This window comes from Micrococcus sp. iso_229, from assembly GCF_058072725.1.
The window spans coordinates 1,926,989-1,950,527 of the sequence record NZ_CM176514.1 but is presented as its reverse complement, the minus strand read 5'-3'; the positions used below and the strand labels follow the sequence as shown (position 1 = coordinate 1,950,527).

21 protein-coding genes are annotated in these 23,539 nt (G+C 74.9%); 6 read left to right on the top strand and 15 right to left on the bottom strand.

What is annotated here, in order from left to right:
- Positions 1-177 precede the first annotated feature (177 nt).
- The gene (locus tag AC3RKA_RS09020) at positions 178-1,167 is read left to right on the top strand and encodes a hypothetical protein (protein ID WP_489727139.1); all 990 of its coding nucleotides are present in this window, start codon (positions 178-180) and stop codon (positions 1,165-1,167) included.
- A gap of 98 nt (positions 1,168-1,265) precedes the next feature.
- On the opposite strand, the gene purM is transcribed toward AC3RKA_RS09020, so the two are convergent.
- The 11 genes from purM to AC3RKA_RS08965 all read right to left on the bottom strand — a co-directional run bounded on the left by purM (position 1,266) and on the right by AC3RKA_RS08965 (position 12,764).
- On the bottom strand, positions 1,266-2,423 hold the full coding sequence (gene purM, locus AC3RKA_RS09015) for a phosphoribosylformylglycinamidine cyclo-ligase (protein ID WP_049159556.1): 1,158 nt from the start codon (positions 2,421-2,423) through the stop codon (positions 1,266-1,268).
- Positions 2,420-4,033, bottom strand: coding sequence for an amidophosphoribosyltransferase (gene purF, locus AC3RKA_RS09010; RefSeq protein WP_489727138.1), 1,614 nt, complete (start codon positions 4,031-4,033; stop codon positions 2,420-2,422). The genes purM and purF overlap by 4 nt, the downstream gene beginning before the upstream one ends.
- The gene (locus tag AC3RKA_RS09005; protein ID WP_002853986.1) at positions 4,030-4,437 is read right to left on the bottom strand and encodes a hypothetical protein; all 408 of its coding nucleotides are present in this window, start codon (positions 4,435-4,437) and stop codon (positions 4,030-4,032) included. The genes purF and AC3RKA_RS09005 overlap by 4 nt, the downstream gene beginning before the upstream one ends.
- 74 nt (positions 4,438-4,511) lie before the next feature.
- Complete coding sequence (locus AC3RKA_RS09000) at positions 4,512-6,521, bottom strand: ABC transporter ATP-binding protein/permease (RefSeq protein WP_002853987.1); 2,010 nt, start codon at positions 6,519-6,521, stop codon at positions 4,512-4,514.
- Positions 6,518-7,654: an efflux RND transporter periplasmic adaptor subunit gene (locus tag AC3RKA_RS08995; RefSeq protein ID WP_002853990.1), complete on the bottom strand. Its 1,137-nt coding sequence runs from the start codon at positions 7,652-7,654 to the stop codon at positions 6,518-6,520. The genes AC3RKA_RS09000 and AC3RKA_RS08995 overlap by 4 nt, the downstream gene beginning before the upstream one ends.
- A complete protein-coding gene (locus AC3RKA_RS08990; protein ID WP_002853991.1) occupies positions 7,651-8,514 on the bottom strand; it encodes a hypothetical protein in 864 nt (287 codons plus the stop codon). The genes AC3RKA_RS08995 and AC3RKA_RS08990 overlap by 4 nt, the downstream gene beginning before the upstream one ends.
- Positions 8,515-8,582: 68 nt before the next feature.
- Positions 8,583-8,936 (bottom strand): peptidase inhibitor family I36 protein, encoded by a 354-nt coding sequence (locus AC3RKA_RS08985; RefSeq protein WP_489727137.1) that lies wholly within the window; start codon positions 8,934-8,936, stop codon positions 8,583-8,585.
- A 245-nt stretch (positions 8,937-9,181) separates the two neighbouring features.
- Positions 9,182-9,583 (bottom strand): sterol carrier family protein, encoded by a 402-nt coding sequence (locus AC3RKA_RS08980; protein WP_489727136.1) that lies wholly within the window; start codon positions 9,581-9,583, stop codon positions 9,182-9,184.
- Positions 9,580-10,653 (bottom strand): asparaginase, encoded by a 1,074-nt coding sequence (locus tag AC3RKA_RS08975; RefSeq protein WP_489727135.1) that lies wholly within the window; start codon positions 10,651-10,653, stop codon positions 9,580-9,582. The genes AC3RKA_RS08980 and AC3RKA_RS08975 overlap by 4 nt, the downstream gene beginning before the upstream one ends.
- A gap of 81 nt (positions 10,654-10,734) precedes the next feature.
- Positions 10,735-11,532 carry an ABC transporter ATP-binding protein gene (locus tag AC3RKA_RS08970; RefSeq protein WP_002854000.1) on the bottom strand — a complete coding sequence of 266 codons (798 nt, stop codon included), beginning with the start codon at positions 11,530-11,532 and terminating at the stop codon, positions 10,735-10,737.
- Positions 11,533-11,612: 80 nt separating this feature from the next.
- Positions 11,613-12,764: an ABC transporter permease gene (locus tag AC3RKA_RS08965; RefSeq protein ID WP_002854002.1), complete on the bottom strand. Its 1,152-nt coding sequence runs from the start codon at positions 12,762-12,764 to the stop codon at positions 11,613-11,615.
- A 187-nt stretch (positions 12,765-12,951) separates the two neighbouring features.
- On the opposite strand from AC3RKA_RS08965, the gene AC3RKA_RS08960 reads away from it, so the two are divergent.
- Positions 12,952-14,328: a sensor histidine kinase gene (locus AC3RKA_RS08960; protein WP_044658865.1), complete on the top strand. Its 1,377-nt coding sequence runs from the start codon at positions 12,952-12,954 to the stop codon at positions 14,326-14,328.
- Positions 14,325-14,954, top strand: coding sequence for a response regulator (locus tag AC3RKA_RS08955; RefSeq protein WP_049158448.1), 630 nt, complete (start codon positions 14,325-14,327; stop codon positions 14,952-14,954). Before AC3RKA_RS08960 ends, AC3RKA_RS08955 begins: the two co-directional genes overlap by 4 nt.
- Before the next feature lie 41 nt (positions 14,955-14,995).
- Here AC3RKA_RS08955 and AC3RKA_RS08950 read toward each other — a convergent pair whose 3' ends face one another.
- A complete protein-coding gene (locus AC3RKA_RS08950) occupies positions 14,996-15,265 on the bottom strand; it encodes a hypothetical protein (protein WP_002854007.1) in 270 nt (89 codons plus the stop codon).
- A 62-nt stretch (positions 15,266-15,327) separates the two neighbouring features.
- Here AC3RKA_RS08950 and purD point away from each other — a divergent pair, with 62 nt between their 5' ends.
- The 3 genes from purD (at position 15,328) to AC3RKA_RS08935 (ending at position 18,789) form a co-directional block, all read left to right on the top strand.
- Complete coding sequence (gene purD / locus AC3RKA_RS08945; protein ID WP_206480327.1) at positions 15,328-16,617, top strand: phosphoribosylamine--glycine ligase; 1,290 nt, start codon at positions 15,328-15,330, stop codon at positions 16,615-16,617.
- Complete coding sequence (locus tag AC3RKA_RS08940; protein WP_002854011.1) at positions 16,614-17,561, top strand: phosphoribosylaminoimidazolesuccinocarboxamide synthase; 948 nt, start codon at positions 16,614-16,616, stop codon at positions 17,559-17,561. The genes purD and AC3RKA_RS08940 overlap by 4 nt, the downstream gene beginning before the upstream one ends.
- Positions 17,562-17,739: 178 nt before the next feature.
- On the top strand, positions 17,740-18,789 hold the full coding sequence (locus tag AC3RKA_RS08935) for a hypothetical protein (protein WP_002854012.1): 1,050 nt from the start codon (positions 17,740-17,742) through the stop codon (positions 18,787-18,789).
- A gap of 39 nt (positions 18,790-18,828) precedes the next feature.
- Here the strand turns inward: AC3RKA_RS08935 and AC3RKA_RS08930 are convergent, their stop codons facing one another.
- The 3 genes from AC3RKA_RS08930 to AC3RKA_RS08920 are packed head-to-tail and all read right to left on the bottom strand — an operon-like array spanning position 18,829 to position 23,539.
- The gene (locus AC3RKA_RS08930) at positions 18,829-20,694 is read right to left on the bottom strand and encodes an ABC transporter ATP-binding protein (RefSeq protein WP_210078996.1); all 1,866 of its coding nucleotides are present in this window, start codon (positions 20,692-20,694) and stop codon (positions 18,829-18,831) included.
- Positions 20,691-22,529 carry an ABC transporter ATP-binding protein gene (locus AC3RKA_RS08925; RefSeq protein ID WP_002854014.1) on the bottom strand — a complete coding sequence of 613 codons (1,839 nt, stop codon included), beginning with the start codon at positions 22,527-22,529 and terminating at the stop codon, positions 20,691-20,693. The genes AC3RKA_RS08930 and AC3RKA_RS08925 overlap by 4 nt, the downstream gene beginning before the upstream one ends.
- Positions 22,530-22,570: 41 nt before the next feature.
- A complete protein-coding gene (locus AC3RKA_RS08920) occupies positions 22,571-23,539 on the bottom strand; it encodes a metallophosphoesterase (protein WP_489727134.1) in 969 nt (322 codons plus the stop codon).

Below are 23,539 nucleotides of genomic sequence, written 5' to 3'. Positions count from 1 at the left end.
CCGCCCACGTTTTCGTGCGGGAAACGGCGGGCGCCGGGGCGCTTTCGTGCGGGAAACGGCGGGCGCCGCGCCCGGGGCCACGCACGACTCCTGCACAGGTGGCGCCGCCGACGTCGTCGTCCACGGTGGCTGCTCCTGAGCGGGCGGGGCCGGCCGGGTTGAGCCATCGTCACGGGCATGGCCACGTCATCCCAGCCCTTGTCGGACATCGTCGAGGCCGGCCGGCCGTTCACCCGTGGCGACCTGCGCGCGGCCGGGGTCTCGGAGCGACTGGTCCGCGGCGGTGACGCGCGGCGCGTGACGCATGGGGTCCATCGGCTCCGGTCTGACCACCTCGGCTCGTGGGCGGAGCTCGGCTACGCCGAGGCCCCCGCTCCCTTCGCACCGGAGGAGACGGCCGCGATCGTGGCGGCGAGCGGGGGAGTGGCCTCCCACCTCACAGCGTTGCTTCTGCACCGCGTGCCGCTGCCGCCGTTCCTGGCGGAGGACGGCACCGTGCACGTGTCCCGGCCACACCCGCGCGGGGCGAGCGTCCGCCCAGAGATCACTTCGCATGCCCGCCTGGTCCCAGCCGCGGATGTGACCGTCCTCCACGGGATCCGCCTGACGAGCCTGGAGCGATCCTGGGCGGATCTGGCCGCACTCGTCCGTTCAGGCATGCTCGAGCCCGTCGTGGCGGCCGGGGACGCCCTCGTCCATCGGCCGTGGTCGCCGGAGGGGCGCCGCTCACCACGGACCACGGCGGCGGCCCTGCGGTCCGCGCTCCTGCGTGCCGGGCGGTTCAAGGGAGTGCGCACCGCCCGTGCCGCCCTCGAGCTGGTGCGGATGGGCGCGGACTCCCCACAGGAGACAGCCCTGCGACTGGCCCTCGCCCACGCCGGCCTGCCCGAGCCGGAGCTCCAGCTGGTGCTGCACCCGGGCCGGTCGCGGTCGCCGGACGCGGATCTGGGGTGGCGGCAGTGGCGCTTGGTGGTCCACTACGACGGCGGCCACCACCTCGACCCGGCACAGCTCACCGTGGACGCGTGGCGGGACGAGGGGTGGGCGCGCGCGGGCTGGACGCAGATCTGGGTCACGGTGGACGACGCACGGGACGACTTCCGGCGCGTCGTCGCCGAGGTGCAGGCGCACCGGGCTCGGCTCGGCGGGCGGATCTTCGCGTCGTGAACCGCCGTTTCCCGAACGAAAACGCCCCGGTGCCCGCCGTTTCCCGAACGAAAACGCCCCGGTGCCCGCCGTTTCCCGAACGAAAACGCCCCGTGGGGTCAGGCGGCGTACTGGCCGCGCATCAGCACGGCGCCGCCGTCGACGCCCTTGGCGCCCTGCACGAAGTCCAGGCCCGCGGCCGCCGCGTCGTCGGTGAGGGCGCCGATGGTGCCCATCTCCCACGCGTCGATGCCGGCGTCCACGAGCACGGAGATCGACGTCGCGGCCACCTCCGGGTCCACCACGGCCACCATGCCCACGCCGAGGTTGAGGGTGCGCTCGAGGTCGGACTGCGGAACGCGGCCGAGCTCGCCCACCAGGCGGAACACGGGCGGCAGGGACCAGGTGTCGCGCTCGACGGTCGCCATGAGGCCCTGCGGGAGCACGCGCGCCAGGTTCGCGGCCAGGCCGCCGCCGGTCACGTGGCTGAACGCGCGCACCGGCAGGTCCGAGCCGCCCTCATGGCCGTTGAGGCGCTGCACCAGGTCGAGGCAGGCGCGGGAGTAGATGCGGGTCGGCACGAGCAGCTCCTCGCCGAGGGTGCAGCCGAGCTCGGTGACCTCGCGGTCCAGGGACCAGCCCGCGGCGTTCACCACGCGGCGCACGAGCGAGTAGCCGTTCGAGTGGATGCCGGAGGAGGCCATGCCGATCACGACGTCGCCGGACTGCACCCGCTCCGCACCCAGGACCATGTCCGCCTCGACCACGCCGGTGGCCGCGCCCGCCACGTCGTACTCGTCCACGGCCAGCAGGCCCGGGTGCTCGGCGGTCTCGCCGCCCACGAGCGCGGTGTCGGCCAGGCGGCAGCCCTCGGCCACGCCGCGCACGATGTCCGCGATGCGCTCGGGCACGACCTTGCCGCACGCGATGTAGTCGGTCATGAACAGGGGCTGGGCGCCGACCACCACGATGTCGTCCACGACCATGCCCACGAGGTCCTGGCCGATGGTGTCGTGCTTGTCCATCGCCTGCGCGATCGCCACCTTGGTGCCGACGCCGTCCGTGGACGTGGTCAGCAGCGGCTTGCGGTACTGCAGCAGCGCGGAGGCGTCCCACATGCCGGCGAAGCCGCCGATGCCGCCCAGGACCTCGGGGCTGTGGGTGGCCTTCACGGCGTCCTTCATCAGCTCGACGGCGCGGTCGCCGGCCTCCACGTCGACGCCGGCCGAGGCGTAGGTGATCGGGGCGGCGGAGGAGGGGGTCTGGTTCGGGGTCACAGCGGGGTCCTGTCCGTCTCGGTGAGCAGCTTCTCGTCGTCGGCGTCCGGGCCGGGCTCGCAGCCCGTGGCGGTCACGGTGGTGGTCGCGCCGTCCTCGTCCAGCACCACGGTGGACGCGGGCGACACGGCGACCGGCTCCAGCAGGCCCTTGCCGCGCTCGCCCTCGTCGGCCAGCGGGATCGGGTAATCGCCGGTGAAGCAGGCGGTGCACAGGCGCTCGCGCGGCTGCCCGGTGGCCTCGATCATGCCCTCCTCGCTGATGTAGGCCAGCGAGTCGGCGCCGATGGACGCGGCGATCTGGTCCACCGCGGCGCCGTTGGCGATGAGCTCGGCGCGGGTGGCGAAGTCGATGCCGTAGAAGCAGGGCCACTTCACGGGCGGGGAGGAGATCTTCACGTGCACCTCGGCGGCGCCGGCCTCCTTGAGCATCCGCACGACGGCGCGCTGGGTGTTGCCGCGCACGATCGAGTCGTCCACCACCACGACGCGCTTGCCGGCCACCACGGTGGACTGGACGTTGAGCTTGAGGCGGATGCCGAGCTGGCGCAGCGTCTGGGACGGCTGGATGAAGGTGCGGCCCACGTAGGCGTTCTTCACGAAGCCCTGGCGGAACGGCAGGCCCGAGGCGTCCGCGTAGCCCACGGCGGCGGGCGTGCCGGACTCGGGCACGGGGATCACGACGTCGGCTTCGACCGGCTGCTCGAGCGCGAGGCGGCGGCCCATCTCCACGCGGGACTCGTACACGGAGCGCCCGGCGATCGTGGCGTCCGGCCGGGCCAGGTACACGTACTCGAACACGCAGCCGGCCGGCTTCGAGTCGGCGAAGCGGGTGGAGCGGATGCCCTCGTCGTCGATCGCGATCATCTCGCCGGGCTCGACCTCCCGGATGAACGAGGCGCCGACGGTGGCGAGGGCCGACTGCTCGGAGGCCACCACCCAGCCGCGCTCGAGGCGGCCGAGCACGAGTGGGCGCACGCCCTGCGGGTCGCGGGCGGCGTAGAGGGTGCGCTCGTCCATGAACACGAAGCAGTAGGCGCCGCGGATCTTCGGCAGCAGCTCGAGGGCGGTCTCCTCGAGGCGGTCCCCGGGGGCCCCGTGCAACAGGGCCGTGACCAGGGCGGTGTCCGTGGTGTTGCCCTGCTTCATCTCACCGTGGGTGTGGCGGCCGTCCGCGGCGTGCACCATGCGCAGCAGCTCGGCGGAGTTCACGAGGTTGCCGTTGTGCGCCAGGGCGACCGTGCCGTCGTCGGCGGTGGCGCCCAGGGTGGGCTGGGCGTTGGCCCACTTGTTCACGCCGGTGGTGGAGTAGCGGCAGTGGCCGACGGCGATGTGTCCGCTCAGCGCGGTGAGCGTGGCCTCGTCGAACACCTGGGAGACCAGGCCGATGTCCTTGTAGACGGCGATGCGCCCGCCGTCCGAGACGGCGATGCCCGCGGACTCCTGGCCGCGGTGCTGGAGCGCGTACAGGCCGTAGTAGGCCAGCTTCGCGACCTCCTCGCCCGGCGCCCACACGCCGAACACGCCGCATTCGTCCTGCGGCCCCTGGTCCTGGGGGTCGAGGGCGGCGGTCAGGCGGCCGTCGCCTCGTCGGGTGCGCGGTGCGATCACTGCTCGGGGGTCCTTTCGGTGGGGGTGGTGCGGGCGGGCGGGGCACCCGCGTCCACGCGGTCCAGGCGGACGTCCGCCACGGCCGGGTCGTCGGTGCGCTCGAGGACCACGGTGCGCGCGGTCGACCGGGAGCGGCGGTCCAGCAGCAGCCATACGAGCAGTCCGAGCACACTCGTGCCGAGCATGCTCAGCAGGGCCGCGAAGCCGAACGTCTCCGAGAAGGAGAGCGGGATGCCGGAGTACGGGTCCGCGGGCGGGGTGGGGGAGGCATGGACCGCGGTGGTGATCACGAGGGCGATCAGCAGGCCGAGCGCGAGCGCCACCGCGAGCACCGCGGTCAGCCGCGGGGCGCGACGGACGGTGTAGGCGCGCTGATCGGGGGTCGGCTCGGGGGCGGAGGTCATGCGCGCCAGTCTATCGAGCCGGGCGGACGCCCCAGGACCCGGGTTTCGCACCCCGGCGTCGGGGGCCGGAGCGGTCAGCCGCGCAGGGCGTCCGCCGGGCGCTGCCGGCTGGCCACCCACGCCGGGTACAGGGCGCTCACGACGCCGGCCGTCAGCCCGAGGGCGAGCGACAGCGGCGCGGCGGTGGTCGGCAGGACGGCGGCCCAGCCCCGTGCGTGGGCGACGGCGAGGACCGCGGCCGTTCCGGCCGCCGCGCCCACGGCCCCGCCGGCCAGGCCGATGAGGGCGCCCTCGAGCAGGAACAGCCGCGCGATCAGCCCCCGCCCGGAGCCGATGGCTCTGCGCAGCGCGATCTCCGCGGTACGGGACTGGACGGAGAGGTACATTGCGGTGGACGCGCTGATCACCGCGAGGGCCAGCAGGACGGCGGAGAGGACGCCCACGAACGCGCCGAGGTCGTCCGAGACGCCGGCACGCAGGTTCCGCAGGTCCGCGACGGTGCGCGTTGTTACGCGGCCGGGGTTGGCCGGGTCGATCACGAGCGGGGCCGCCTGCGACACCGGGTAGGGGAACCCGGTCTCGGTGCGGACGGTCAGCGTGAGCGAGGGCTGTCGGGCACCGGCCATCACGGGTCGGGTCACGAACACGGCGGCGCCGAGCTGCGGCGTCCGCTCGGACACCCGCACCAGGCCGAGGACGGGCACGGACTGCCCCTCCACCCAGATCCGGTATCCGGGGGAGAGGACGCCTGAATCCGGCGCGGGCAGGTGGAGGGCGCGGGCGGCGTCGGGGGTCACCCAGGCGGCGCGCTCGGCGGCGGACTCGAGGACCGCCTCCGACCCGGCGGGGAAGCGCAGGTCCGCGGCGGCCGCGTAGGACGCCGACGCCGACGCCAGCGTTAGCGCGGCCGCGGGCTCGGGCTCGTCCGGGGCGGACCGGGTGATCCGCGCGTCGGCCGGGCTGATCTCGGCCAGGTGCCCGGCCGCCTGCACGTGGGGGAGCGCGGCCAGGTCGGTGCTCCAGCGGGTGAGGCGATCGTCGTCGGGGTCGAGCAGGCCGTCGTCGGCGGGGAGGTTCACCACCACCTCGTCCAGCGCGGCGGCCGTGAGCCGCGCGCTGACCTGGGCCGTGGCCGTCTGAGAGAGGCCCACGGAGGCGACCAGTCCGCCGATGCCCACGGCGAAGGCGGCCATGAGCAGCACCGTGCGTAGGAAGCGGGAGGAGAGCGAGGAGAGGGCGTCGACCGCGTCGTCCAGCAGGGCCGAGGCCCGGTGACCGGACGCGGGCGGCGACGGCGGCCGCGCCTCCTTCGCCGCGACGCCCCGTGACCCTGGCCCCGCGGCGGCGGAGGGCGTGGGTGCGGACCGCGATTCGGTGAGCACGCCGTCCTCGATGCGCACGTGCCGGTCGGCCTGGGCGGCGATCGCCGGGTCGTGGGTGATGAGCAGGACGGTGGTGCCGCGGGCGTGTAGTTCGCGCAGGTGCTCGATCACGATGCGACTGTTCGCCGAGTCCAGGTTGCCGGTGGGCTCGTCCGCGAGGATGACGCGCGGGCGGGTCGCCACGGCGCGGGCGATGGCCAGACGCTGACGCTCGCCGCCGGAGAGCAGCTTCGCGCGGGTGCCCAGGCGGTGGCCGAGGCCCAGGAGGTCGAGGGCCTCGCCCGCCCGGACGTCCCGTTCGTCCCACGGAACGCGCTGGATGCGCAGGCCGAGGGCGGCGTTGGTGCTCACGGCCTCGTCCCCGAGCACGTGGCTGGACTGGAAGACGAAGCCGAACACGCGCGAGCGTAGCCGGTCCCGCTCGGCCTCGCCCATGGCCGTGGTGTCCTTGCCGTCCACGAGGTAGGCGCCGGCGTCCGGGCGGTCCAGCAGACCGAGGACGTTCAGCAGGGTGGACTTGCCGGAACCGGAGGGGCCCACGATGGCGATGAAGTCGCCCTCATGCACCGTGAGGTCCGCCCCGTCCAGTGCAGGGCGGTCCGCGCCGGCGAAATGCTTTCCCACGCCGCGCAGTTCGAGCAGGGCCGGGGGAGCGTCGGAACGACGGCCCGGATCGACCGCGGCGTGCGGGACCGTGCTCACGAGACCTTCACCCGGTCGCCGGCCTCGAGCTCGCCGGTGACCGCCGCGTAGCCGCCACCCGTGACCCCGACGGTCACGGGGACGCGCCGTTCGTCGGGCCGGGCAGAGGCGCCGGCACCGGAGCCCGTGGCTGTCGCGGCGTCGTCGCGGAGGATCACGTAGGCGTCGGAGCCCATCCCGCGGACGGCGGTGAGGGGCACGGCGAGGCCGGGCTCCGCCGTCGTCTCGGGTGCGGTGCTGACGGAGACGGACTGGCCCACCGGCGGCACCTCCGCGCCCTCGCCGAGGGCGACCGTGATCGTGTGGCCGGCGCGGCCCTCACCCTGGGCGGCCTGGAAGTCGCCGATGGCGGCGACCGTGCCCTCGAGGGCGGCGCTCCCGGCGGCCACCCGCACGGGCTGGCCCTTGCGCAGCGCGGCGGCCTGCGTGACGTCGGCGGTGAACTGCACGCTCGGGGGGCTGGTCTGCAGGCGCAGCAACGGCTGGTCGTCCGTGAGGGTGGCGCCATAGCCGGCGGCGGAGACCACCTGCGCGCCGCCCGAGCCCAGCGGGATGAACTGGCGCCACCCGACGGAGACCGGGGTGTCCTGGGGCAACGGGGCCCCGGCCTCCTGGAAGAGCTCGCGCAGAGCTCGCGCGGTGCGGGCGTCGAGGACGCCGTCCTTCCCGGCCGTGTGGCCCACCTTCTCCAGCGCGCGCTGAAGGGAGGACACGTCCTCGCCCGTGTCACCCTCGGTGAGGTCCCGGTAGAGGGCGAGAGGCTCCGGCAGGAACACGTAGGTGACGCCGGAGACCTCTCCGGCCACGTCACCGGGCCGCACCGTCTGCCCAGGTTTGACGGTCTGGCGCAGCACGACGGCCGGCCCCTCCGCCGTGACGGCCACGCTGCGCGTCTTCCCTGCGGCGACGGTCCCGGCGAAGGAGGCGCTCGTGTCCACGACGCGCTGCTCGACGGCGGCCCACACGTCGATCGGCTGGGACACCGCGGCGGGGTCCGCCGTCCGGGGTGGCTGGAAGAAGCGGCCGGCCACGAACGACGCGGCGAGGAGCGCCAGGACGAGCAGGCCGACGATGGCGAGACGACCGGGGCGGGCCAGGCGACGCCCGGCCCGGTGAGGCCCGGCCGGGCTCACTGGTGGCTCGCGAGGTAGGCGCGGGCTGCGTCGACGTGCTTCGCGGTCTCGGCCTTGACGTCCTGGAGTGCTGCCTCGTTCTGCTTGATCAAGGGCGCCTGATAGCTCGCCTCGATGTCCCCGAGACGCTGGGTCAGCTGCGTCTTCTCGTTGCAGTCGGCCTCGATGCTCGCGATCCGGATCTCCTCCTTCTTGCGCGCCGGATCGGCCGAGCCCTCCTCGCTGGCCTCGAGGATCTGTTGGGCTTCTGCACTGGTCCAGGCGCTCTCGTCATCGCGCGGGGTGAGGCCGTGGTCACGGAGGCAGGTCGTCCATTCCTCGCGGGCTGTCTTCCACGCATCGGTCGCGGACGCGGAGTTGTACGCCTTCGTGGCGAGCTCACCGGGCAGGCCTCCGGAGAGGGCCGCCTCTGGGATGCTCACCGCGTCCATCTGCGCACCGACCTCTCCTCGGCACGCATCGTAGGCCGCGTTGAAGGACGGATCGGACTCATCACTCCACTCTCCGGGAGGAGGGGCCGACTGATCGACCGCGGGGATGAACCCCTCCTGCGCGGCTTGCTCGGGCAGCCACAGGCCGTAGGGGCGGTCCAGGCCGGGGCCGGTCGAGTCGGCCGCTGGGGCCAGTCCCGCGTGCCCGCGGCCGTTGAGGCACTCCCGGAGCACGCTCTGGCTGGCGCGTTGCGTGACATTGAGCTCGTCGACCGTGGCCTGGTACTCCTCCAACGGGAGCACGACCTGTCCGCGGGCACGGTCGAGCTGTGCCTTCGCCGCGGTGTCCGGGACGGGATCGGCAGAGCTGCATCCCGTGACGAGGAGCGTTGCTGCGATCATCGGCGCAAGGGCCATCAGCTTCTTCATGCGGTGCACCTTCGTGTCGAGCCGGCACCGTCCCGTCCGGAGGGACGGAACGGTGCCGACGGAGCAGATCAGTAGGTCCGGTAGGGGGACGTGTCCCAGCTACTGATCCGGTCGTTCCATGTCTCACCCCAGTGGAGGTTCGTTGCCGTGTCGCGGAGATCGTTCCGGTCCATGCGAGTGATGAAGTTCCGGCCGGAATAGCCGTTGTCCTCCCAGAACTTGACGTAACTGCCATAGGTGCGGATCGAGGAGATCTGATCGTTCATGGTGCCGACGTTCGAACGGTCGGTGCCGCCGAGGGGATTGCCGGAGTAGTTCATGTGGGGATAGGCGGACACGGCCTGGGCAGGCGCAGCCAACGATCCGGCGAGAGCGAGCCCGGCGAGGGCGGTGGAGGCAAGTTTCAGAGCCGTGCGCATCATGCACATCCTTGGTGTGACGCCCCGGCGGGGGCGATACGAGTGAGGGTGCGAACGCTTTCAGGCCCCCCCCCGCCTGGACTGCGGAACAGCTGAGGCGAACCTATGCGACCGCTGGGAGTGTCGCAACTGTACTTTTGTGCAGGTTGATGGCCGCGTGTGTGATCGACATCACAATGGGTTGGCTGGAATGGTCCACAGCCGACGAGCACCCGAGTAGCTGGGAATCCGCCGCGTCCACCCCTCGCTCACGGCCGCACGAGCGGCAGGTGCGCGGCGAGGTCCGCTCGCACGCCCGAGGCGCGCACGCCGCCGGCCGCCGTCGCGTCCGCCCAGGACGTCAGACCTGTCGCCAGGGACAGCCATGTCACGGCGTCCATCTCCACCACGTTGGGCGGGGTGCCGCGGGTGTGCCGGGGCCCGGGGAGGCACTGGGCGACGCCGAAGGGCGGCACGCGCACCTCCACCGAGTTCCCGGGCACGCGGGTCGCCAGCTCCTCGAGCGCGAAGCGCACCGCCGTCGCCCGCGTGGAGCGCGGCAGCGCGGCGGCCGCCGCGGGGTCCTCCGCGTGGGCGCGCGCCCACGCCAGCAGCGCCGCATGGCCCTCGACGACGGGCACCCGGCGGCGGGGCACGGAGCCGGTGGTCACGCCCGCGCCTCGAAGGCCGGCAGGACGTCCCCCACGAGGTCCCGCACCGGCGCGGCCAGGCGGATCTCGCCGACGGGCTCGCCCCGGCCGAGCACCGGGGGCACGACGGCGGCCAGCACGCCCGGCAGCGTCGCCCGGTCCACGTGGTCCGGGGCGAACCGGGCCAGCAGCGCGAGCGCGACCAGGTCGCCGGCCCGCGTGCTGCCGTCGAGCGCCTTGACGGCCACGGCCGTGCCGTCCGGCGCGGCCATGACGAGCACGCCGTCCGCGCCCGCCTTGGCGAGCAGGCCGAGCTCGCGCATCACCACGGTGTTGGAGCTCGTCTCCCCGTGGACGGCCCACGGGTGCTCGAGCATCGCCGTGGCGACGGCGGCCGCGTGCGGATCCGCGTCGGCCCGGCCGGGCGCCGCGGCGACCCGCCCGATGCCGCGGGCCAGGCCCGCCAGCGAGACGACGGCGGCCGGGGCGCCGCAGCCGTCCACACCGGTGTGGGCCACCGGCTCCCCGCAGTACTCGGCGATCACCGCGTCCACCTCCCGCTGCAGCGGGTGCGCCGGGTCGAGGTACGTGGCGACGTCGTGCCCGGACGCCGCGCACGCCGCGAGGAAGCCGGCGTGCTTGCCGGAGCAGTTGAAGGCCAGCGGGGTGGCGGCGGCGGCCTCGCCGTCGCGGCGGACCTGGGCCACGACCTCGGAGGTGTCCGCGGGCCAGGCCGGCGGGCACCGCAGGGCGGACGCGTCGAGGCCGGCGTCGGCGAGCATGCGCTCGGCCAGCGCCTGGTGCCGGAGCGTGCCCCGGTGCGAGCCGCACGCGATGGACAGGGCCTCGCCCTCCAGCGCCGCCCCGTGGCGCAGCGATGCGACGGCCTGGAACGGTTTCAGCGTGGAGCGCGGATAGATCAGCGCGTCCGCGGGGCCGAGCCCGGCCAGCACCCGCCCGTCCGGGCTGGTCACGACGGCGGCGCCCGCCGTCCGGGACTCGACGAAGCCGTTGCGGACGGTCTCCACGAGCTCGACGGCGTCGGACAGGGCGAAGGTCTCGCCCGCGGGGGCGATGGTGGCGTGGGTCATGCGGTCCAGGGTAGCGAGGGCTCCGGACGCGCCGGGCGTCCGGGGCCGGTGGGCCGGGTCGGGTCCGGCGACGTCACCGGCTCACTCCGCGGAGAGCCGCCCGTCCACCATGGTCAGGGTGCGGTCCGTGGCGGAGAGGAACTCGTGGTCGTGCGTGACCATGAGCGTCGCCACCTGCTCCTCGCGGGTCAGCGTGCCCAGCAGGTCCACGACGGCGGCCGAGCGCTCGCGGTCCAGCGCGGAGGTGGGCTCGTCCACGAGCAGCAGCGTCGGGGAGGCCATGAGCGCGCGCACGATGTTCACGCGCTGCCGCTGGCCGCCCGAGAGCTGGTGCGGGCGCTTGCGGGCCTGGTCGGCCAGGTCCACTCGCTCGAGCAGCTCCAGGGCCCGCGCCCTGGCAGCTTTGCGGTCCGCGCGGGTGGCGTCGCGGTCCAGGTGCACGGTCAGCTCGAGCTGCTCGGCGGCGGTGAGGGACGGGATGAGGTTGGGCTGCTGGAAGATCATGCCGATCTCCTGGCCGCGCAGCGCGGTGCGCTCCTTCCGGGACAGCCCGGCCATCTCGCGGCCGGCCACGGACACGCTGCCGGAGGTGGGCGTCACGAGGCCCGCGGCCACCGCCAGCAGGGAGGACTTGCCCGAGCCGGACGGGCCGACCATCGCGGTGAAGGTGCCGGGGAGCAGGTCCAGGCTGACCTCGTCCAGGGCACGCAGCACGCCGCGCTCGCCGTCCGGGTACTCCAGGACGAGGTCGCGCACGGACAGCGCGGGGGTGGCGTCGGCCGCGGCGGCGGGGCGCTCGGCGGCGACGCGGTGGGCGGCCGCGGCGGCCGGGGTGCGGAGGGTGTCGAGGTCGGCCTGCGGGGCGGTGAGGGCGGTCATGGGGAGGTCCTTTCTCCAAGCGGGGGCGAGGCGGAGCCGAGGGGGACGACGGCGCCGGGCGGCGCCGTCGTCAGAGGCGGTCAGTTGCCGCCGAGGGCGACCAGCGGGTCGATCCGGGTGACGCGGAAGACCGCGACGACGGCGGCGAGCATGCCGAGCACGAGGACCCCGGCGGCGGGCACCGCGGTGGTGGCCCACGAGAGCTCGAACGGGACGGCCCGCCCCGCGAACGCGCCGATCGCGGCGGCCAGCCCGGTGCCCACGGCCACGCCGCCGACGAGCACGAACGCGGCCTGCGCGAGCGAGTCCTTCAGCACCCAGCCGTTCGAGCCGCCGAGGGCCTTGAGCACCGCGATGTCGCGGGTGCGCTGCACCGTCCAGATGGACAGGAACGCGATCACCACGAGCGCCGAGATGCCGTACAGGAAGCCCTGCATGGTCATCAGGGAGCCGTTCTCCGACCGGTAGCTGGGCAGGGCGGCGTAGGAGCCCTTCACGGTCTCGGCGACGGTGCCCGCGGCGTCGTCGCCGGCGTCGGCCACGGCGTCGACGTCGGCGCCGGCGTCGAAGCGCACGAGGCCGGCGGTGCCGAGCACCGCGTCGTCGGCGGTGTGCGAGATGGCGTTCCAGTCCTCGAGCGCCAGCCACGTCACGGGGGAGTGGGAGTAGTACTCGGTCGACACCACGTCGGCCACGGTGTACACGAAGCCGGAGACCGCGACGGCGTCACCCGCCTGGGCGTGGAGGGAGTCGGCCACGTCCTGGCTGAGCACGATCTGCCCGGGCTCGACGCCGGCCGGCGCGTCGGAGCCGCCCGGGGTGAGGCCGATGAACGCGGTGGTGGCCACGCCGGTGGTGGGCTCGCCGGACACGTCCGCGCGGCGCTGCGGGTCCGTGTCCACGGGGTGCTCGAGCCCGACGGCCCGACCCTGGCTCACCCCGAGCGGCTCGACGGAGGCCACGCCGTCCGTGGCCGCCCACGCGTCGCGCTGGGCCACGGTGAACTCGGACTGGGTGAACGACGCGGTGGGCTCCTGGCCCGCCGCGCCGCCGAAGACCAGACGCTGCACGCCCTGCTCGCCGAGGCGGTCGATCGCGGCGGTGTTCTGCCCGCCCAGGCCGGCCGTGAGGCCGGAGAGCATGACGAGCAGCAGGCTGATGAGGGCCACCACGGAACCCATGAGGGCGAACCGTCCGGTGGCGAAGCGGAGGTCGCGGAGTGCGAGGAACACGGGGCGCGTCCTTTCCTGGAAGAGGTCTGTCCTGAGGTTGCCTCCACGGTCTCGCGCGGGGAGGGGTCGGCACATCGCCCGCGGCGGCTGGACCCGGTCAACCGAATGGTTGATCCCGGCGGCGCAGCGGCGCGGCCCCGGGGCCGCGGGCCGTTGTCGCGTCTGGGGCGCGCCCTAGGGTGGAGCCATGTCCGTCGCCCCCCGCGCCGCCGTGCCCCCGGCGGCCACCGAGACCGGCACCACCGCCGTGCTCGCCGGCCTGCGCGTGGCCCTGCACGTCACGTTCGCCGCGCTGCTCACCGTGGGGCTGGCGCGCGCGCTCGCGGACCGGTCCCCGGAGGCGTCCGGTCCGTTCCCGGCCACCACCCTGGTGCTGCTGACCGCCGCGCTGGCGGGCGTCTACCTGGCCGGGACCGTGCTGGAGCGGCGCCGGTGGGCCCGGGGCGACGACGTCGGGCGCGGTCCGGCGGTCGCCTGGCTGGCCCTGGTGCTGCTGCTGTGGGGCCTGCTCGTGGCCCACCACGGCGACTTCGCGTGGGTCGCCTTCCCCCTCTTCTTCGTCGTCCTGCACGTGGTCGGCCGGGTGACCCGGCAGGCGTGGGTGCGCCACGTGGTCGGGCCCGTGATGGTCGTGGCGATGGCCGTCGTCGTGGTGGCCGGGATGGCGTCGGGCGCCGGCGGCGTGCGGGTGCCGGCCGTGATCGGCCCGCTGGTGGGCGCCGCCGTGGCCGTGGTGCTCTCCGAGGCGTACCGCGCCCTGCACGCCGAGTCCGAACGCCAGCGTGCCGTGGCCGAGCAGCTGCGCGCCGCGCAGGCGGAGCTCGCGCGCACGGAGCACCGGGCGGGGGTGAGCGCCGAGCGGGAGCGGCTCGCCCGCGAGATCCACGACACCCTCACCCAGGGGCTGGCCTCGATCGTGCTGGTCTCGCGCGCGGCCCAGGACGCGCTCGACGCCGCCGACCCCGCCCTGGCCCGGCAGCGCATGGAGACCGTGCGCGCCACGGCCGTCGAGAACCTCGCCGAGTCCCGCCGCTTCGTCCGCGACCTGCGCGGCACCGGGGCGCCGTCCCTCGTCGAGGCGCTCGAGCGCGCGGTCGCCGGGTTCGCCGACCGGCAGGCCGCCGCCGGGACGCCCGTGGCCGCGGACGTCGAGGTCGTGGGGGAGCCGGTCGCGGTCGCCGAGGCCGTGGAGACCGCCGTGCTGCGGGCCGTGCAGGCGTCCCTGGCGAACGTCGGCGCCCACGCGGGCGCCCGGCGCGCCCGCGTCACGCTGGGCTACCTCGGCGACGAGCTCACGGTGGACGTGGCCGACGACGGCGCGGGGTTCGACCCGGCCGTCGTCGTGGCCCGCGCCCGGGCCGGAGCCTCCGGTGCCGACCCGGGGGCGGGGACCGGCGTGGGACTGGCGAGCGTGCGCGAGCGCCTCGCGGCGGTGGGCGGCGAGGCCACCGTCGAGTCCGCCCCCGGCGAGGGCACCGTGGTGGCGCTGCGGGTGCCGCTGGCCGCCGCCGGGGCCGGCCGGGGCGCGGATCCCGAGGAGACCGAGAGTGAGGAGACCGCATGAGCGTGCGCGTGATGCTGGTGGACGACCACCCCGTGGTGCGGGCGGGGGTGCGGGCCGTCGTCGAGGCGCACCCGGACCTGACCGTGGTGGCCGAGGCCGCCGACGGGGCGGAGGCGATCGGCGTCCTGGAGGCGGGCGAGCCCGCGGTGGACGTCGTGCTGATGGACCTGCAGATGGGCGCGGGCATGGACGGCGTGACCGCCACCCGCGCCGTGCGGGAGCGGTGGCCGGGGGTGCAGGTGCTCATCCTGACGACCTTCGACACGGAGGCGGACATCCTCGCGGCCGTGAACGCGGGCGCCGCCGGCTACCTGCTCAAGGACGCCCCGAGCGAGGAGATCGCCTCGGCGGTGCGGCAGGCGGCTGCGGGGCGCAAGGCCCTGGCCCCGCAGGTCGCGGCCACGCTGATGGGGCGCATGTCCGGCGGCTCCGAGGTGCTGTCCGAGCGGGAGATCGAGCTGCTCGAGCTGATCGCGCGGGGCGCCACGAACAAGATGGCTGCGAAAGAGCTGTTCATCTCCGAGGCCACCGTGAAGACGCACCTGGTGCACATCTTCCAGAAGCTCGGCGTGGACAACCGCACCCGCGCCGTCGACGAGGCCCGGCGACGGCGCATCATCCGCTGACGGGCAGGCCGGGGCGGCCGGCCCCGCGGACCCGGCCCCGCTCAGCGGCGCCGCACGTACCGGGTGATCACCGCCGCGGCGACGGCGGCCAGCGCCAGCACGCCGAGCGCGGCGGGCAGGCTGAGGTCGCCGCGCTGGACGCCGAACCCCCGCAGCGTCCAGAAGACGATCAGGGCGCACGTGAACATCACGCCGACGAACGTCCAGACCGTGCGCAGCCCGGGGCCCAGTCCCGCACCGGGCCGATGGCGGGGGTCACGGGGGTCACCGTCGTCGCCGGGCTGACCGTGGTGGAGGGGAGGCATCGTCATGCGCTCCACCGTAGGGGCCACGGGCCGGGCCGGGCCAGGGCCACCGCGTAGGCTTGAGGCTCGTGAAGACCCTTGTGCTCGGCAACGGCGGCCGCGAACACGCGCTGCTCACCGCCCTCTCCCGTGATCCGCAGGTCAGCGCCCTCCACGCGGCGCCCGGCAACGCCGGCATGGCCGACCTGGCCACCCTCCACGCCGTCGAGGCCACCGACCCGGCCGCCGTCGTGGAGCTCGCGCGCGAGCTGGGGGCCGACCTCGTCGTCGTCGGTCCCGAGGCCCCGCTGGCCGCCGGCGTCTCCGACGCCCTGCGCGAGGCCGGGTTCGCCGTGTTCGGCCCCTCGCAGGCCGCCGCGCAGCTCGAGGCGTCCAAGGCCTTCGCCAAGGAGGTCATGGCCGCCGCGGGCGTGCCCACCGCCGGCTCCCGCGTGTGCACCACCGCCGCGGAGGCCGCCGCCGCCCTCGACGAGTTCGGCGCCCCGCACGTCGTCAAGGACGACGGCCTGGCCGCGGGCAAGGGCGTCGTGGTCACCTCCGACCGCGCCGAGGCCCTCGCCCACGCCGAGGCCTGCTTCGCCGCCGGCGGCACCGTGGTGATCGAGGACTTCCTGGACGGCCCCGAGGTCTCCCTCTTCGTGATCTGCGACGGCGAGGACGCCGTCGCCCTCACCCCCGCGCAGGACTTCAAGCGCATCCACGACGGCGACGCCGGCCCCAACACCGGCGGCATGGGCGCGTACACACCGCTGCCGTGGCTGCCCGAGGGCTTCACGGACGAGGTGATGGACCGGGTGGCCCGCCCCGTGCTCGCCGAGATGGCCCGCCGCGGCACCCCGTTCACGGGCGTGCTGTTCTGCGGCCTGGCCGTCACCGCCAAGGGCGTGGAGGTCATCGAGTTCAACGTGCGCTTCGGCGACCCCGAGACCCAGGCCGTGCTCGCCCGCCTCGAGACACCCCTGGGCGGGCTGCTCGCCGACGCCGCGGCCGGCCGGCTCGGCGCGGACCGCCGGCTCGAGTGGAGCGACGACGTCGCCGTGGACGTGGTCATGGCCTCGGCCGGCTACCCGGCCTCCTCCTCGACGGGCGACGTGATCAGCGGGCTGGCCGACGCGGCCGCCCTCGAGGGCGTGCACGTGATCCACGCCGGCACCGCGGCGTCCGGTGAGGACGTGGTGACGGCGGGCGGCCGGGTGCTGGCCGTCGTCGGGCGCGGGGCGGACCTGGCCCAAGCGCGCGAGCGCGCCTACGCGGGCGTCGAGCGGATCCGGTTCGACGGCGCCCAGTGGCGCACGGACATCGGACTCAAGGCCGAGCGCGGCGAGATCACCGTGCCCGGGACGGAGGGAGCGAAGTGAGCGGGGAGCGCGTGGGGTTCACGGGGGCCGAGGCCCTCGAGCTGCCGGGCTGGCGGCACGTCTACTCGGGCAAGGTGCGGGACCTGTACGAGCCCGCCGACGCCGAGCCGGGACGGTCCGCGACGCTGCTCGTGGTGGCCTCCGACCGGATCAGCGCCTACGACCACGTGCTGGAGCCGCCGATCCCGGACAAGGGCGCCATCCTCACCCGGCTGACCCTGTGGTGGTTCGAGAAGCTGGCCGAGGGCTACAACGGGGCCCACGCCGAGCCGGTCGAGCACCATGTGGTGAGCACGGACGTGCCCGCGGCCGTGGCCGGGCGGGCGATGGTCGTCAAGCGCCTGGACATGTTCCCCGTGGAGTGCATCGCCCGCGGCTACCTGACCGGCTCCGGCCTGGCCGAGTACCGCGCGTCGGGCACGGTGGCCGGCCTGCCGCTGCCCGCCGGGCTCGTGGACGGCTCGCGGCTCGACCCGCCGATCTTCACGCCGTCCGCGAAGGCCGAGGTCGGCGAGCACGACGAGAACATCACGTTCGAGCAGATGGTCGAGCGCGTGGGCACCGAGGCCGCCGAGCGCCTGCGGTTCCTCACCCTGGACCTGTACGCGCGCGCCGAGGCGATCGCCCGCGAGGCCGGCATCATCCTGGCGGACACGAAGGTCGAGTTCGGCGTGGACCCGGCCACCGGCCAGGTGGTGCTGGGCGACGAGGTGCTCACGCCCGACTCCTCCCGGTTCTGGGACGCCGAGGACTACGAGCCCGGCCGCACCCAGGCGAGCTTCGACAAGCAGTTCGTCCGCGACTGGCTCACGGGCCCCGACTCCGGCTGGGACAAGGCGAGCGGGGAGGCCCCGCCGGCGCTGCCCGCCGACGTCGTGGCCAAGACCCGCGACCGCTACGTGGAGGCGTACGAGCGCCTGACGGGCCGCCCCTTCGACGCCTGACCCGCACTTTCGAACGTGGGATAGGCCCTATCCCACGTTCGAAAGTGCCCATTCGCCCGATTTCACGTTCGAAAGTCCGGGGTGGGGTGGGGCGGGGCGGCTCCTGCACAGGGGCCCGGCCCCGCACAGGAGGGGGCCGGACGCCCGCCCGCGACGACGGCGCCCGCATCCTGGCCGCATGCCACGCCGCCCCGCACCCCTCCCGCCAGCCCTCGCCGGCCGCGTCTTCACCCGGCGCGAAGCCCTGGACCGCCTCTCCTCCGACCGGCTGCGCAGCCTCGACCTGCGCCGGGTGACCCACGGGGCACACCGCGCGGTCGTCGACGTGCCGGGGTCGTGGGCCGCGCTCGGATACCCCCGCCCCGTGGCGGCCCTGCCGCCGGAGGAGGCCGCCGTCGTGGTGGCTCTGACCCGTGGGGTCGCCTCGCATCTGACGGCGGCGCGGCTGCACGGGCTCGTCCTGCCGTGGTGGGCCGAGGAGGACACACGGGTGCACGTGAGCCGGCCGCACCGCACGGGTCGGACGGGGCGCGCGGGCGTCGCCTGCCACGGACGCACGGTGCCGGCCGAGGACCGCGTGGAGGTGCACGGGGTCCCGGCCACCTCGCTCGAGCGGACGTGGGTGGACCTCTGTTCCCTGCTGCGGCCGGATCAGGTGGCGGACGCCGTCGTCGCGGGGGACGCGCTGGTGAACCGTCCGTGGGTGGACGGGACCCGACTCCCGCCACGCACGACGCCGGCGCGGCTCTCCGCGGCGCTGGAGCGGGCGGGCCGGTTCAAGGGCGTGCGGGTGGCCCGGGCCGCGCTGGCGCTGATCCGGGTGGGGGCGGACTCGCCTCCGGAGACGCGGCTGCGGCTGGCCCTCCTCGACGCCGGCCTCCCCGAGCCTCGCCTGCAGGCGAGGCTGGTCTCACCGGCGGGGGAGCGGACCGACGCGGACATGGTGGTCGAACGATCCCGCGTGGCCCTCCACTACGACGGCGGCCACCATCGCACGCCGGAGCAGCAGCGACGCGACGCACGGCGGGACCGTCTCTGGCAGGAGGCCGGCCACCTGTCCATCACGGTGATGGGCGCCGACCTGGCCGAGGACTTCCGGACCGTGGTGGCCGCCGTCGTCCGCCACGACCGGGCCGTGCGGGCGACCTCCACCACCTCCGGCCCCGCCCCCGCCGCAGGACTTTCGAACGTGAAATCGGGCGAATGGGCACTTTCGAACGTGGGATAGGCCCTCTCTCACGTTCGAAAGTGCCCGGCCCGGGGCCCATCAGGCGAGCGAATCCTCCCAGGCCCGGTGCAGCGCCGCGAACCGGCCGTCGGCCGCCACCAGCTCGGCGGGGCTGCCGTCCTCGACGATCCGGCCGTCGTGCATCACGAGCACCCGGTCGGCGGTCTCGACGGTGCTGAGCCGGTGGGCGATGATCAGCGCCGTCCGGTTCCCCAGCAGCCGCTCCAGCCCGGCCTGCACGAGGCGCTCGCTCGGCAGGTCCAGCGACGACGTCGCCTCGTCCAGGATCAGCACGGCGGGGTCCGCGAGGAACGCCCGAGCGAAGGACACGAGCTGCCGCTGCCCCGCGCTCAGCCGCCCGCCGCGCTTGGCGACGTCGGTCGCGTAGCCCTCGGGCAGCCCCAGGATGAAGTCGTGCGCCCCCACCGCCCGGGCGGCCGCCTGGATCTCGGCCTCGGTGGCGTCGGGCCGGCCGAGGGCGATGTTCTCCGCGATCGACCCGGAGAACAGGAACGCCTCCTGGGTCACCATCACCACGTTGCGCCGCAGATCCGCCTGGCTGAGCTCGCGCAGCTCCACCCCGTCCAGCGTCAGCGAGCCGGTGGAGACGTCGTAGAACCGGGCGATGAGCTTGGCCAGCGTCGACTTGCCCGCACCCGTCTGGCCCACCACGGCCACGGTCTGCCCGGCCGGGATCACGAGGTCGAACTCCGGCAGCACCACCCGGTCCGGTCCGTAGCTGAACACCGCGTCCCGGAACTCCACCCGCCCGGACGCCACGCCCGTCCCCGGAGCGTCGGCCCCGGGCAGCGGCGTGGGCTCGGCGGCCTCCACCACGGTGGGCTCCTCCTCGAGCAGGCCGGAGACCTTCTCGAGCGCCGCCGTCGCGGACTGCAGCGACGAGTAGAACATCGCCACCATCTCCATGGGCTGGAACACGCGCCGTCCGGCCAGCAGGAGCGCCACGAGCACCCCCACCTCGAGGTCGCCGTCGAGGACGCGCAGGCCCCCGGTCACGAGCAGCGCCGCCACCGTCAGGTTGCCCGTCGCCACGAGCACCGGCTGCAGGATGCCGAACAGGTTGAGCGTGGCCACCATGTCGTCCCGGTAGGCCGTGGCCAAGTCGCGGTACCGCGCGTCGTTGTCCCGTTCCCGCCGGAAGGCCTGGACCGCGCGGATGCCGGTCATGGTCTCCACGAAGTGCACGATCGACCGCGCCGAGGACACCCGCGACCGCCGGTACGCCTCCTCGGACCGCACCTGGTACCAGCGCGTCACGATCGCCACCGGCACGGCCGCACCCAGCAGCACGAGGAACGACGGCGGGTCCAGCAGCAGGATGGACGCCGCGGTGAACGACATGAACATCAGCCCGGACACGAGCGAGGACACGCCCTGGTCCAGCAGCTCCCGCAGCGCCTCCAGGTCCGAGGTCTGCCGCGAGATCACCCGCCCGGACGTGTACCGCTCGTGGAAGCCGAGGCTCAGCCGCTGCGTGTGCCGGAACACGCGCAGCCGCAGGCTCAGCAGCATGGCCTGGCTCGCCCGCGCGGTGAGCCACGTGTACGCCCCCAGGAGGCCGCCGGAGATGAGGGCCGCCGCCACGTACGCCCCGCCCACGGGGACGAGGATGGGCCAGACGGATTCGTCGGCCCGCACGGCCTCGACGACGCGCGGCAGCTCCGCGTCGATCGCCCAGGCGATGATCAGCGGCCCGGCCGCCCGCGCCGCGTTGGACACGAGCACGAAGACCACGGTGAGCAGCAGCGTCCCCCGGACCGGCCGCGCGAGCTCGCCGAGCAGCCGGAAGGACCGGCGCCGGATGTGGCGGCGCTCCGCGCGGGTGTAGTCGAGGTCCTCTTCGGCCCCCACGCCGCGCACGCGGCTCACGTCGGCGGCGCTCATGCCTGCTCCTCCGGTCGGCTCGAGATGATGTGCCGGTACACGGCGCTGCGGGCCAGCAGTTCGGGGTGCGTCCCCACGTCCTCGATCCGCCCGTCCGCCAGCACCGCGACCCGGTCCGCCAGGGCCACGGTGGAGGGACGATGCGCCACGATCAGGGTGGTCGTCCCGTCGAGGACCTCGCGCAGGCGCGCGGTCACGGCCTCCTCGGTGCGCACGTCGAGGGCGGAGAGGGGGTCGTCCAGCACGAGCACGTCCGGGCGCGCCGCGATCGCGCGGGCGAGGGCGATCCGCTGGCGCTGTCCGCCGGAGAGGCTGAGGCCCTCCTCGCCGATCTCGGTCTCGACGCCGTCCGCCAGGTCCGCCACGAAGCCCGCCTGCGCGGTCTCGAGCGCGAGGTCGAGCAGGGCGTCCGCCGCGGGGGAGTGGAGGCCGTCCGCGAGCACGTCCGCCGGGGCGCCGAGCAGCACGTTCTGCCGGATGGTCGCGGAGAACAGCGTGGCGTCCTCGAACGCCACGGACACCCGCCGGCGCAGCTCCTCGAGCGGCATCCGGCGCACGTCCACCCCGTCCACGCAGACGGAGCCCGCCGTGACGTCGAGCAGCCGGGGGACCAGCTGCAGCAGCGTCGACTTGCCGGCGCCGGTCGCGCCGACCAGGGCCATCGTCTCGCCGGGCACCAGCTCGAGGTCGACGCCGTCGAGCAGGTCGCGCTCCCCGCGCCCCGGGTCCGCGTCCGGCCAGCGGAAGCGCACCCCGCGGAACGCGAGCGCGCCGGTGGCCGGGGGCACGACGGCGGCCTCCCCGGTGGGCGAGGCGATGTCCACGGGCGTGGCAAGCACGTCCACGTGGCGGTCGATCGCTGTGCGGGCTGAGAGCGTCATGCCCATCAGCTGGCCCACCGACTCGACCGGCCCGGCCAGCACGGCCGCGGTGGCGAAGTAGGCGGCGAGCGCGCCCACCGTCAGCTCCCCGGTCGCCACGAGCCACAGGCCCAGGGCGAGGCCCAGGCCCAGCACCGTCTCCGGCAGGGCCACGATCAGCGCGATGAACCGAGCCAGCACGGACGCCTTGTGCACCTCGGTGCCCTGCAGCGTGCGAGCGCGCCCGCGGAAGCCGTCGAGGGCGTGCGCGCCGCGGCCGAACGCCTTGAGGACGCGGATGCCGTGCACCGACTCCTCGACGGACGTGGCGAGGTCCCCGGCCTGGTCCTGGGAGAGCCGGGACGCGGCGCGGAAGTCGTTGCGGAACCCGAACGACGCCCACATGATCGGCACGGCCGCGGCGAGGTAGAGCAGGGCCAGCTGCCAGGACAGCAGGAACAGAAGGACGAGGCCGACGGTGATGGTCACCACGTCCACCACGAGCATGACCGAGCCGAACGCGATCCACCGCCGCAGCAGCGAGAGGTCGCCCTGGGCCCGGGAGAGCAGCTGCCCCGAGGGCCACGCGTCGTGGAAGGCCACCGGCAGGCGCTGGAGCCGTTCGAACAGGGCGATGCGCGCCCGGTTCTCCACCCCGGCGGCCGGCGGGAGGATGAAGTACCGGCGCAGGCCGATGAACGCGGCCTCGGCGAGGCCGAGCACGGTGAGCAGGCCGGCGGCCCGCCACACGTCCGCGCGGGAGTCGGGGGAGGAGGGCCGGGCGAGCACGGTCTCCGTGAACACGGTGTCCACGAGCAAGTGGATGACCTGCGGGATGGCCAGGGCCACGAGGCCCGCCGCCATGGCCGAGGCGAGCCCGAGCACCCAGCGCGCCCGCACGCCCTCGAGGTACGGTGCGATCCCGCCCAGGGCGTCACGCAGGGACGAGGCGTCGGGAGAGGTGGTGCGGGTCACGGGGCTCCACTGTACCCGCGGCCCCGGACGGGACAGGCGGCTCAGCCCCGCGGGACCAGGTCCAGCACCACGGCCTCGGGCCGGCACGCGAACCGCACGGGGGCGGACGGCGCGGTCCCCAGGCCGGCCGACACCTCGAGGGGGACGGTCCGCCCCGCGGCCGTCCACGTCGAGACCCCGGAGGCCTGACGGCGCGGCAGGTCGCAGTTGGTGACGAGCGCACCGAGGAACGGCACGCACACCTGCCCGCCGTGGGTGTGGCCGGCGAGCAGCAGGTCGGCGCCGTCGGCGGTCATGGCGTCCAGCACGCGGCGGTACGGGGCGTGGGTGACGCCCAGCCGGAACCGCCCGTCGCCGCCGGCCCGCCCGGCGCCCTCGTCGGGTGCGGCGCCGGGGAAGCCGGCCCAGGCGTCCAGACCGAGGTGCGGGTCGTCGGTGCCGGCGGCGAGCACCTCGAGCGTGGTCCCGGCGCGGGTCGGCACGGCCAGGGCGACGCCCCGGTTCGTCAGGTCGGCCCAGCCGGCAGCGCGGAACGCGCCGAACAGGACGTCGGAGGGAAGCCGGGGCCGGTCCTCGTCCATGCGCGAGGGGCCCGCGAAGTACCGCAGGGGGTTGGCCGCCTTGGGCGCGTAGTAGTCGTTGGAGCCGGGCACGAACACGCCGGGCCGCGCCAGCAGCGGCCCGAGAGCGGCAAGCACGAGCGGCACCGATGCCGCGGCGGACACGTTGTCGCCCGTGTTGACCACGAGGTCAGGCTCGAGTGCATCCAGCCCGTGCAGCCACGCCCGCTTGGCCCGGTGCCGGGGCAGCAGGTGGATGTCCGAGAGGTGCAGCACCCGCAGCGGCGCCGACCCGGCCGGCAGCACGGCCAGTCGGTGTGTGCGCACGGTCCGCGCCTCCGCCTCGGCAAGGCCCCAGGCCAGGCCGAGGCCCGCCGTCGTGGCCAGCCCGGCGGCGGCAGGCGCTGCGGCGCGGAGCATGCGGCGGGCGGGGGAGGCGGCGGGGCGCAT